The organism is Flavobacterium sp. (assembly GCF_044373165.1).
In the GTDB taxonomy this organism is placed as follows: Bacteria; Bacteroidota; Bacteroidia; order Flavobacteriales; family Flavobacteriaceae; genus Flavobacterium.
Genome location: NZ_JBILQL010000075.1, coordinates 1 through 11,905, shown reverse-complemented (window position 1 = coordinate 11,905; position 11,905 = coordinate 1). Strand labels below are relative to the sequence as shown.

Genomic DNA, 11,905 nt, shown 5'->3' with positions numbered 1-11,905 from the left:
GCCGTAACCATAGCCGTAACCATAGCCGTAACCGTAAGCGTAACCATAACCGTATCCATAAGTTTTTCTCCAAACAGTATCGTTGAGTAAAACGGCCATATTAGGTAATTTTTTATCGGTGTAGAAGCTTTCGGCAATTTTCAACAATCGCTTGTCTAAATAGTTGGCTCTCATTACATAGATAAAAGAATCCGCATATTTGGCCACTAATAAAGTATCGGTCACCAAACTCACAGGTGCGGTATCTACAATAATATAGTCGTATTCTTTTTTCAATTTAGCGAATAATTCATCCATTTTCGGACTCATCAATAAATCGACCGGATTAGGCGGAATCACTCCAGAAGGAAGTACATAATAATTATCGAAATTGTCCAACTTAACAATAAAATCGCTAATGTTTTCATTTTGTTTGGCCAAAAAGTTGGTCAACCCTTTTTCAGGGATGTTCACATACTTATCGATTTTTGGATTACGAATATCCAAACCAATCAATAACACTCTTTTACCTGAAAGCGCGATGGTACTGGCTAAATTAAGGGCCACAAATGTTTTCCCTTCTTTTGGTAAAGTAGACGTTACAAAAATGGTCTTGGCAGTTCCTTCGGCAACGTTATTGAGCATAAACTCTAAATTGGTACGCACGATACGAATGGCCTCTGCCGAACTCGAACGGCTGCTGGCATTAATCAACTCATCTTGAGATTCTGATTTAGGAATATCGCCCAAGAACGGAATGCTGACTTTGCCTTCAACATCTTGACGGTTTTTGATTTTGGTATCGAGTAAATCAACCATTAACAGAATTAAAAAAGGAATTAAAAATCCTAACAATAAAGCGCCCAGTAGAATAAAATTTCTATTAGGAGAAATTGGTGCGCTGGTAGACTGAGCTAAATCAATAGTTTTGGCATTGGGTGCAGCTACCGCTAATGAAATACCTATTTCTTCTCTTTTTTGCAATAAATACAAGTAGAGCGACTCTTTAATTTGCTGTTGACGACCTATGCTAACCAATTGTCTTGATTGGGCCGGAATACGTGAAATCTTATTGTTCAACAAAGCATCCTGACGTTTCAAATCGTCTCTTCTTATGGTAAAAGACTCCAAAAGTCGGGCTAAACTTTCTTTGATATTTCTTCTCTTTTCATTAATCTCGGCATTCAAATCAATTACCCTTTGGTTTTTGAGTGTACCGCTTTGCAATACTCTGTTTCGGGTGATGACAACATTATTGAATTCATTAATCATTATAGCCGCAGTGTTGTCTGATGGGATAATATTACTCGGAATGATTTCATCAGTAGGAGATTTTTTCAAGTAGTCTATCATCGACTGAATCACCCTGACTTGAGTTTCAGTATCGATTAAAGATCTTTCCAACTGAGCAGAGTTTTCTATGTAAATTCCGGCATCTGCTGAAATCTCGGTAATTCTATTGTTGGATTTAAAGTCTTCTCCTTTTTGTTCAACTTCGGTAAGTTCTTCGGTGATGTAAGTTAACCTTTCGTTGATAAAGTTTTGAGTATTGATGGAAACCAATCTTTTGTCTTTTACGGCATCATCATAGTAACTTTCCACTATGGCATTCAGAAGGTCTTCTGCTTTTTTGGCAACCGGATCATTGATGGTTAACTCAACCACACTCGAATTTTTATTAAGTGGTGCAACACTAAGTCTTCCTTTGTATTTTTGAACCAAATTGTCAAACTTGTTTACCTGAACAATAACAGAGTAGTCGGATTGAAGTTTTTGGGGCGCACTTGGAGTTAAATTAACAATCGCTTTAGCGTCTGCCAAGCTAATAGTGTCGCCAAAATTAAAAGTCCCAATCGATTTGCCTTCGTACTTTTTTAATTCAAATTGCTTCGGAGACTTATAGACTATTTCATATTTAAAACTTTTACCATAGAATTTGTTAGAAGTCTCAGTGAATTTTATTCTAATCGGACTTTCATCATACAATTCTACTAACTTAACTCTTCCTTCGGTATAATATTCAACATTAAGATTGATTTTTTTTAGAGCAGCACTGATAATATTTCTTGATTTGATGATTTCAATCTCATTATCTACATTGTTTTTTAAACTTTTTACCAATCCTAAATCGGAAAAGGCACTAAGTTCAGATTGGATTCCGCCTTTACGCTCGTCTTTCACTAAAATGGTAGCCGAGGCACTGTACTGAGGTATAGTGTATCTTAAATACAACAACGCTGCTATCAAACAAACAACTACGGAAAGTAAAAACCATTTCCAATGAATAACATACTTATCCAATTGTTCTCTGATGTTCAATCTGTCATCTTGAGAATTATTATTATTTAAAGAATGATGTTCCTGCATGTTATTATCTGAATAGAATTATGGCAATAGTGGTAAGCAATGAAAGTGCTGAGATAGTTACGGTTATATTCGGACCGATAACAGAAGAGTTGATTTTGGTTTTGTTAGGCTCGACCATTACCACATCGTTTTGATTTAAATAATAAAACGGAGAGGAAATAAAATCTTGGTTAGTCAAATCTACCCTGTTGAAAGTTTTTTTACCGTCAACTTCTCTAATAACCAATACGTTACTTCTTTTACCGTAAATAGTCATATCGCCCGCTAAACTAATAGCTTCTAACAAAGTAACACGTTCACTGGCTATTTTATAGGTATTAGGTTTATTCACCTCTCCTAATACAGAAATTTTATAATTGAGGATTCTCAAATTGACAGAAGGTTCTTTGATGTATTCTTTAATTTTGGTTTCAAGTTCATTTTTAGCCTGTGTTCTAGTTAATCCGGCTAATTTAACTTTACCTATAACCGGAAAATCGATAAATCCAGAGGCATCTACCAAGTAGGTTTTGATGCCTTCCTGACTGTCATTAATCTGATAATTCCCTTGAATTTGCGGTAAATTAAACGGAATGGTCAAATCGGGTTGATCTGCTGCCACAATAACACTCAACATATCATCACATTTAATAACCGGCTCATAACTTAAAGCTTGATTGATAGTAGCATCATTTTCAATATCTTGAAGATAAACTATATCCTTTCGGGAGGCACATGAGCTTAAAAAAAGTAAAATAAATAGGGCTATTAAATTGATATACTTGTTGCGATTCATATTAAAGTTTTAGGGAACAAAGTTACTAATTTATCGGAATTACTTGGATTTAAGAATCTAATGTTTCAAAAACAGAGTTCATACTCTTAAATTCGGGCACAATTTTTTTCATCAAAACCACCATTTCATTGTTATCTGGTTTTTTGGCAATTTCTGAAAGTTGGAACACCAATTCACTAATTTCTTCATAATTGTCAAAGTTATCCTGACCAATCATTATTTTCTCGTTGTGAGTTGGTAAGGTCTTTGACGTATCATTAAGTAATTCTTCGTATAACTTTTCACCCGGTCTTAGTCCGATTATTTTGATTTTAATTTCATTATCAGGCGTAAAACCAGCTAACCTAATCATCTTTTTAGCCAAGTCAATAATCTTGACCGGTTTGCCCATATCAAAAATAAAGATTTCTCCACCGTTACCCATAGCACCGGCTTCCAACACCAACTGACAAGCTTCCGGTATGGTCATAAAATAACGAATAATTTCGGGATGTGTAATGGTTATCGGGCCACCTTCCTGAATTTGCTTGGTGAACAACGGGACAATTGAACCATTAGACCCTAGTACATTACCGAACCTGGTAGTTATATATTTAGTGCTGCTTTTTTGTGATTGAGAAAGATGGTAATTCAAAGATTGCACGTATTTTTCAGCTATTCGCTTACTGGCTCCCATTACACTACTAGGGTTAACCGCTTTATCGGTAGAAATCAAAACGAATTTATCCACTTTATATTTTTGAGATAAGTCGGCCAAATTTTTAGTCCCGATTACATTGGTGTAAATAGCTTGCCCCGGATTTTCTTCCATCAACGGCACATGTTTATAAGCTGCCGCATGGTAGACAAAATCGGGTTTATATTTCTCAAAAACACAAGTCATCGCGTCAAAGTCCCTAACATCGGCTATGATTGTTCTGATTTTAACTTTCCCATCAAACTCAGAAATTTCCAATTTAAGATTGTGCAAAGGCGACTCAGCTTGGTCTAAAATAATGATTTTATAAGGATTGAAATTGATGATCTGCCTTACAATCTCACTTCCGATGGAACCAGCGCCTCCTGTGATGAGAACAGTTTTGCCATTAATCTGCGATGAGATAGCATTATTATCTAAAACAATCGGTTTGCGTTCCAACAAATCTTCGATAGCAAAATTTTTCAACTGATTGGAGATTTGTTTCTGATCTTCCCAATCTGTAATTAAAGGCACCGTGTACACTTTGAAATTATACTCTAAACACTCTTCAACTATGGCCACGGTTTCTTCTTTAGACAAGCTTTTCTCAGCAATAATTAATGCCTCAGCACCCATGCTTCTCAGGATAACATGGATACTTTTGGATTGGTTGATGATAGGTAAATCCAAAATACTTTTGGAAGTTTTGACTTGCTTGAACTTGTCTATAAAAGCCACTAATTTGAATCGGGCGGGTTTTTCAGTCTTTAGAGCATTAGCCACTGAAATAGCATTGGCATCAGCACCGTAAATAACCGCTTTGATCAATTGTTTTTGGTCATCTCCTTGCAAGTATTTTTCAAAGAAATTTTTAACCAAAATTCTGAATAAAAAAAGCAACAAGAAAGAAATAACATAGGTGATAAACAAACCGGTTGAGAGAAAAATTTTAGATTTAAAAAAGGCAAAAGATATGAGATTAACGGAAAGCAACGTTACATAGGAGGATGAGGTGGCTACTAACAACTTAACTCCGTCAATAAAGGTGGAATGTCTGATTATGCCTGCATAAGTTCTGTAAAACATAAAGAACAGTGCATTGACAAAAAGGATTAAAACAATTTGTAATAACTCGCTAAATACACCTGTAAAAGTAACCGACAAACTATGAATAATAATTTGCGTAATGCCACAAGAGACACCAACTATAAATACATCTATTGCAAAAATTATCCAACGAGGAAGATATCCTAAGTTTTGGAATTTCTTGTTGAAAATACTATGCTTTAATTCTTTAAATATTTGGTTACTCATTTCTAAATAGCATCAACCTTCAAAATTAAGATTATTTAAACAAATTCAGGGCTAAAAAATTAAAAAAAACTATTAAAAACTTCTTTCAAACGATTATGATCTTCGATGGTTAAGTTGGATCCGGAGGGTAAACAAAGACCATTTTCGAACAATCCTTCACAAACATTTCCTCCGTAATATGGATACTTTTCAAAAATTGGCTGTAAATGCATCGGTTTCCACAAAGGTCTGGATTCAATATTTTCTTGCTCTAAGGCCAAGCGTAAATCTTCTCTGGTTTTTCCGGTTTTATCAGAATCTATGGTAATACAACTCAACCAATGATTGGAAAAATAATCAGAATTTGGCTCTGTAAATACCATTACACCTTCAATATCTTTAAAAATATCTTGGTAAAAAGCATTCATTTTACGGCGCAACTCGATGTGTTTATTCAGCACCTCCATCTGCCCTCTTCCGATGCCTGCTGATATATTACTCAAGCGATAATTGTAGCCTATCTCAGAATGTTGGTAATGCGGGGCATTGTCTCTGGCTTGAGTGGCTAAAAAAATAGCTTTGTCTTTAGCTGCTTTAGAGTTGGCTACTAATGCTCCGCCTCCTGAAGTAGTAATGATTTTATTTCCATTAAAAGAAAGCGCTGCAATGTCTCCGAAAGTACCACACATTTTTCCTTTGTAATGACTCCCTAAAGCTTCTGCACTATCTTCTAAAATAGGGATATTGTATTTATCGGCTACTGCTCTTACTTCATTTGCTTTGAAGGGCATACCATACAAATGAACCGGAATTATAGCCTTTGGTGTTTTCCCTTTTGCTATTCTGTCATTAATAGCTTCTTCCAATGCCAAAGGGCACATGTTCCAAGTATCAGGTTCACTGTCAATAAAAACCGGTGTCGCACCTTGGTATAGGATTGGATTGGCAGAAGCCGAAAAAGTAAAGCTCTGACAAATGACTTCATCTCCGGCTTTTACACCTAATAAAATTAATCCCAAATGCAAAGCAGCTGTTCCCGAACTCAAAGCAGCCACATGTGTATTATCTTCTTGAAGAAATTGTTCCAAATCGGTTTCAAAACCGGTTACATTAGGACCTAATGGCGCCACCCAATTGGTATAAAAAGCTTCTTGTACATACTTTTGCTCTGTGCCGCCCATATGAGGTGAAGACAGCCATATTTTGTTATTCATGGTCTTTATTTTTGAAGGTATTTGAAGAAGATGTTAGGACTTTTGAATTTAACATAGTCTTCTATAGTAATGATTTCCTCCATTTTGTCGTTAAAGATGGTGTATCCAACCGATTTAAAATACGGAATTAGCTTATCGGCATCAGCTTGAATTTCAATCATCAACGAAGGATGTCCTCTCTCTATTGTTTTTTGAAACCCTTGAATCACATTCCACTCAAAACCTTCAACATCTATTTTAACAAAATTCGGAAGTAACGTTTCATTTTCGAAAAAGCTATCTAATGTAATCACCGGGACTTTCACCACTTTTACATCTACATCCTGCTCCGCCGATAACTCTCGACTTGTTTTAAAGCCGTCAAAATCCTTCACAAAAGAATTGTTTTGTCCCGAAATTGGGTCGATGTAAAAGTCAAGTTCCCCAATAACATCACCGGCACCTTTTTGAACCAATTGTACCTTATTTCGCAACGATGCTTTTATGTTTTGTACATTTTTGGTGAGATATTTTAGGTTTTCAAAACTCGGTTCAAAAACAACAACTTTTCCGTTCTCGCCTACCAAATGAGCATAAAGCGTTGAAAAATATCCTATATGTCCTCCTATTTCAAGAACAAATTCTCCTTCATTAATCCATTCTTTAAAAACGGAAACTGTTTCTTGCTCGCGTTTCTTTCCGTGATACCAATACCCTTTATGGTTATATGAATTCAATAAAAAAGGCTCATTATTATAATGATGAGTGATGCTTATATCTCTCGCCGTTATTTTAAGAAGTTTCAGGATAATTTTTCGTAACATGGGCAAATAGTGTTAAATAAAAATGAAAAGTTCGTTTAGGTCGGCAATGGTCTTTTGAGGCAAATATACATTTTTTTTAGTAAAATCCTGTGGGTGGATGTTTTTACCGTTGTTTAACAAACCAACAGTAATCCAACCCAATCGATTAGGCGTAACAAAATCCTTTGCTGTATTGTCACCAATATAAAAATAGTCTTTAGTTTCAAACTGATGAAAGACTTTATAGTTGTTTTCATTTGGTTTTTCACTACCGAATTCCTCAGAAATCACTATTAAATCAAACAGCTCCTCAATGCCTAGCGCTTTAAGCTTATTTCTTTGTGTTAGGCTGTATCCATCGGTAATTAATCCTATGAAACAACCTTTTTCTTTAAATCTCAGCAACAACTCAGGCACACCGTTGTGTTGGGTAAAATCAGGAACATGAGTACGGTATTGTTGTTTGAGTTCATTCACTGAAACACCGTAAAGGTTTTCTATGTTTTGAAAAACATTGTCTTTGTTTTGATACCATTGCATCATTTGCTCGAACAAAGTATCGCTGGTAGAATCAACCCTGAGAGCAATGGCTTTGAAAGCCGATTTCAAGTAATCGATTTCTTTTACCAGCGTATCATCTAAATCAAAAACAACGGTAGCGCTCATCATTATATCGAATTCACATTACGCACCAAAACCTCATCATCGTAACGTAACATCATTAAGTTTTTTTCCCAATCGTTAAAAAAAGAAAGCGTTTTGTTAGTGGTTATATATTCTTGAATAATCCACAAGGGAAAATTAGCGCCGGCCAAATAACTGAGCGGATAACCACCACCAAATCTCGGATTAATTTCTATCCCATATATGGATTGGGTTTGTGTATTGACAAAAACTTGAAGTGTGATACAACCCCTAAAACCGGGAATATTAGTTAGCTTTTGTGTTAACTCATCTAAAAAGAAAGGCGCTTTGGTGATGGCTTTGTTGACTTCTCCGTCTCTTACCTCAATCCTTTGGCGTGGTACCATACATTTTAAGACTGAAGCTTTGTCGTAATACAAATCGATGGTAAACTCAGTGTGTGTTTTATGATCTAAATATTCTAAAAACATCAATTTTTCGTTAGAAAAATGATATTCGGTTAATTGTTCCTGACTCGTAATCAAAAAATTGTCAACGCTCCGACTGCCATCATATGGCTTGAGATATAAGGGCAACTGATAATCGGTTTTGGAAAATTCTTGGGCGTGTTGGATATCGTGCTCTTGAAAAAATCTATGTGTCAATCGTTTGTCACGGAATACTTGAACGCAATCTGCATCGGCAACCAACAACGTGATTCCGTGTTTTGCGAAAAGAGCCCGAGACTGTGCCAAAACCAATAATTCGGTATCAATAGTTGGAATCACCAATTGAACTCCCTGAGCCAAACACAAATCGAGTAATTCCTGAATATATTCTTTTTCGGTCACTCTACGGGTAGCAAATGATGCATCAGAAACCTGACAAGCAGCAGCATAATCAGGCTTTGCATCAGTAGTAAACACTTTAGCTTCCGGATATATTTTTTTCAATTCCTTTTGAAAAAAACGTACCAATGATACTCTTCTTCCTGCTGATGTAATTAAAATATTATTCATCAATTATAACCGTTAAATGGTTCTTTGGTATTGCCGTCTTGAGCATTAATGCCTTCACTTTTGATTACTTTTTGAACCGTTTTAATTAATATTTTACAATCTAAAACAAAGCTGATGTTATCTACGTACCAAACATCAAGCTCAAACTTTTTATCCCATGAAATAGCATTTCTACCATTCACTTGAGCCCAACCGGTAATTCCGGGGCGGACTTCGTGACGACGGTTTTGAAATTCATTGTACAAATGCAAATAATCGGTTAACAAAGGGCGAGGTCCGATTAAGCTCATATCGCCTTTGATTACATTGAGCAATTGCGGTATCTCATCTAAAGATGTTTTACGGACAAATTTCCCAACAGCTGTTAACCTTACTTCATCGGGCAATAATTTACCGGTGTCATCTTTGCGATCATTCATCGTTTTAAACTTGATAATACTGAAAACCTTTCCGTATTTTCCGGGACGCCGTTGGAAAAAGAAGGGTTTTCCATCGTTAGCTATTGCTAAAAAAAAGGTAATCAGCAAAAATAGCGGAAACAAAACCGCAAATCCGATTAAGGCCGCCGTAAAATCGATTACTCTTTTAAAAAATGACTTATACATGTTGTTCCCATGTTATATATTCCTGCAATATGGCTTCCCATACCAGTTGTTGCGAGTATCGGGTTTCAATCATCTCTCGAGCATTTTTTTTCATGGTGGCTAAATCTTCCGGATGATTGATTAAATACTTCATAGTTTCAAAAATAGCATTTTCCTCTTTAACAGGAATGATAAGCCCGTTTTTACCATTTACAATAATTTCATTACAACCATTAATATCGGTAACTATACTAGGCAATTCAAGTGATCCGGCTTGCATAACCACATTGGGAAAACCTTCACGATATGTAGGAAAAACTAGCGCCTGACTCAAACAAAAATAAGGTCTGACATCCGATTGAAAACCGGTTGAAATGATATTTGGATTGGAACTTATAAGTGCTAAGGTGTTAGGTTGTAACGGATCCAAATCGGTTTCATAATCTCCTACCAATAATAACTTTAGGTTTTGGAGTTCCTGATGTAACTTGCCAAAGGCTTGAACCAACTCGTTGATGCCTTTATCTTTGACTAATCTGCCTACAAAAACAAACACAAAATCTTCGGGTTGAATCCCTAATGTTTTTTGCAATTGACTTAAAGTTCCTTCCGAAAAGTGCTTTCTCGAAAAATATTCGGTATCAATGCCGTTAGAACTGCCGTTGGCAATAACTTTTAGTTTGTTTGGTTTGCAAAATCGGTTTTCAATGATAATCTCTTGTAAGCCAATAGAATTAGGATATACTTTGGTTGCACAGGCATAAGTAAGCTTTTCAACCCAATTCAAAACTTTACGCTTATTGCCTGATTCTTCCAGCAAAGGCAATCCGGCAACGGTATGCAATCGGATTTTTACACCGGCTAACTTAGCGGCCAACATACCGATGGTTCCGGCTTTGGGCGTATGTGTATGTACTATAGCAGGTTTAGTCTTTCGAAAATAAAAATACAATCGAAGAAGCGCTTTTAAATCGGCTATAGGGGTAATTTTTCGGGTAAGGTGGACATGAAAGGTGGTCACTTTTTCTTTTTGGCCCAATCGTTCTAAGTTATCTTTTTCTGAAGACACGGCAATTACACGGTAAAACTGACTCATATAACGCAACTGACCGGCGAGCAGTTTCTCCAATGAAATGGGTACGGTGGTAATTCGAACCAGTGTTTTTTTATCCTCCATAGTAATTCACATACCATTTTTGAAAACAATACAAGGTCCAAACCCTGAATGTATTATCGATTTTACCGCTTAAGTGATTTTGCACCAATTGAGTCACAACTGTTGCATTAAACAGTCCTTGCTTAGTCAAGAACTCGGGATTTGTATAATGCAGGAGTTCGACTTTAAGTTGGCTTTTCAACCAATCTCCAACCGGAACACCAAATCCTTTTTTGGATTTGTTTAAAAAATCTTTGGGAAAATAGCCTTTGAAAGCCTCTTTCAACAAGTGTTTTTTATCCCAACCGTTGATGAGATATTCTTCCGGAAGTTGGTTGGTAAAGTTCCAGATTTCCTTATTCAAAAACGGTGCTCGGCATTCTAATGAAATCAACATACTAGTCCGGTCTACCTTAACCAACATATCACCTTCCAGACTCAAATGCAAGTCAATATTTCTGAAATCGGTCAGTGTTTTATGGTGATTTCCTATGAGCGATTTATAGTAATGAAGCGGCTGAGAAATACTGTAAGACGGATTGAGTATGGACTTAAGTTCTGCTTCCTGAAACCCTAATGAAATGATATTATAATAAAAATCACCTTGGTAATTGATGGCTTTTAACAAGCGGTTGATTTTAAATCTTTTCCCTCTGTTGTCCTCAGACGTTTTGAGCAAAACATCACCCATTTTAAGTATACTTTTATGAATAGTCTCGGGCATCAACGAAGTATAGCGATGGTTTAATTTACCCATGTAATATTTATTGTAACCGCCAAAAACCTCATCGCCACCATCGCCGGTCAGGGCAACGGTTACGTATTGTTTGGTTTTATGGGCTACTACATAAGATGCCAAAGCGGAAGAATCGGCAAACGGCTCATCAAAATTTAAGAGTATTTCAGATAAGTTGGACTCCAGATCTTTTTCGGCGATTATAAACTCGTGATGATTGCTGTTGATAAGTTTGGCTACAGCACGGGATTTCTCAGACTCATCAAAAGATTTTTTATCAAAACCGATAGAGAACGTCTCTATTTTTCGGTCGGATTGTTGCGCTAAACATAAAGATACTATGGAAGAATCAACGCCACCGGATAAAAAAGTACCTAACGGCACATCGGATATCGATCGGGAAGCCACACTTTCTCGAACCAAATCATGCGCAACTTGAATCGCTTCTTTTTTATCCTCAATTTGATATTGCTTCTTTGACTGCGGAATGGAAAACACTTCGGTTTCCATAGAATTACAATCGATAGCCATATAATGATTGGCTTCTAATTTCTTGATATTTTTAAAAATGGAGTAAGGCGCCGGGATGTACGTCAGCTGCAAGTACAAGTTCAAAGCTATAGTATCAATTTCTGGCTTTGACGGTAATATCTCCAAAATCGATTTAAGCTCGGAAGCCCAAATCAAACTATCCTCT

At 36.3% G+C, this 11,905-nt stretch carries 10 protein-coding genes; all 10 read right to left on the bottom strand.

All coding sequences use genetic code 11. The features are described 5' to 3' along the window. Positions 1-2,346, bottom strand: a 2,346-nt coding sequence (locus tag ACIQ32_RS09590) for a GumC family protein (RefSeq protein ID WP_396195469.1), incomplete at its 3' end; no start/stop codon positions are given. Between the two features lie 4 nt (positions 2,347-2,350). Next, positions 2,351-3,121 carry a polysaccharide biosynthesis/export family protein gene (locus ACIQ32_RS09585; protein ID WP_396195468.1) on the bottom strand — a complete coding sequence of 257 codons (771 nt, stop codon included), beginning with the start codon at positions 3,119-3,121 and terminating at the stop codon, positions 2,351-2,353. A 49-nt stretch (positions 3,122-3,170) separates the two neighbouring features. Further along, a complete protein-coding gene (locus tag ACIQ32_RS09580; RefSeq protein WP_396195467.1) occupies positions 3,171-5,114 on the bottom strand; it encodes a polysaccharide biosynthesis protein in 1,944 nt (647 codons plus the stop codon). A 59-nt stretch (positions 5,115-5,173) separates the two neighbouring features. Then, positions 5,174-6,307 (bottom strand): DegT/DnrJ/EryC1/StrS family aminotransferase, encoded by a 1,134-nt coding sequence (locus tag ACIQ32_RS09575; protein WP_396195466.1) that lies wholly within the window; start codon positions 6,305-6,307, stop codon positions 5,174-5,176. Between the two features lie 5 nt (positions 6,308-6,312). Next, on the bottom strand, positions 6,313-7,110 hold the full coding sequence (locus tag ACIQ32_RS09570) for an FkbM family methyltransferase (protein WP_396195465.1): 798 nt from the start codon (positions 7,108-7,110) through the stop codon (positions 6,313-6,315). Between the two features lie 12 nt (positions 7,111-7,122). Then, positions 7,123-7,755, bottom strand: coding sequence for an HAD family hydrolase (locus ACIQ32_RS09565; RefSeq protein WP_396195464.1), 633 nt, complete (start codon positions 7,753-7,755; stop codon positions 7,123-7,125). Positions 7,756-7,757: 2 nt separating this feature from the next. Then, positions 7,758-8,732 (bottom strand): ATP-grasp domain-containing protein, encoded by a 975-nt coding sequence (locus tag ACIQ32_RS09560; RefSeq protein WP_396195463.1) that lies wholly within the window; start codon positions 8,730-8,732, stop codon positions 7,758-7,760. After that, a complete protein-coding gene (locus tag ACIQ32_RS09555; RefSeq protein WP_396195462.1) occupies positions 8,732-9,337 on the bottom strand; it encodes a sugar transferase in 606 nt (201 codons plus the stop codon). Before ACIQ32_RS09555 ends, ACIQ32_RS09560 begins: the two co-directional genes overlap by 1 nt. Next, the gene (locus tag ACIQ32_RS09550; RefSeq protein WP_396195461.1) at positions 9,330-10,493 is read right to left on the bottom strand and encodes a glycosyltransferase family 4 protein; all 1,164 of its coding nucleotides are present in this window, start codon (positions 10,491-10,493) and stop codon (positions 9,330-9,332) included. Before ACIQ32_RS09550 ends, ACIQ32_RS09555 begins: the two co-directional genes overlap by 8 nt. Next, the coding region (locus ACIQ32_RS09545; RefSeq protein ID WP_396195460.1) for an asparagine synthetase B family protein at positions 10,483-11,905 on the bottom strand (1,423 nt) is incomplete at its 5' end. The genes ACIQ32_RS09550 and ACIQ32_RS09545, both read right to left, overlap by 11 nt.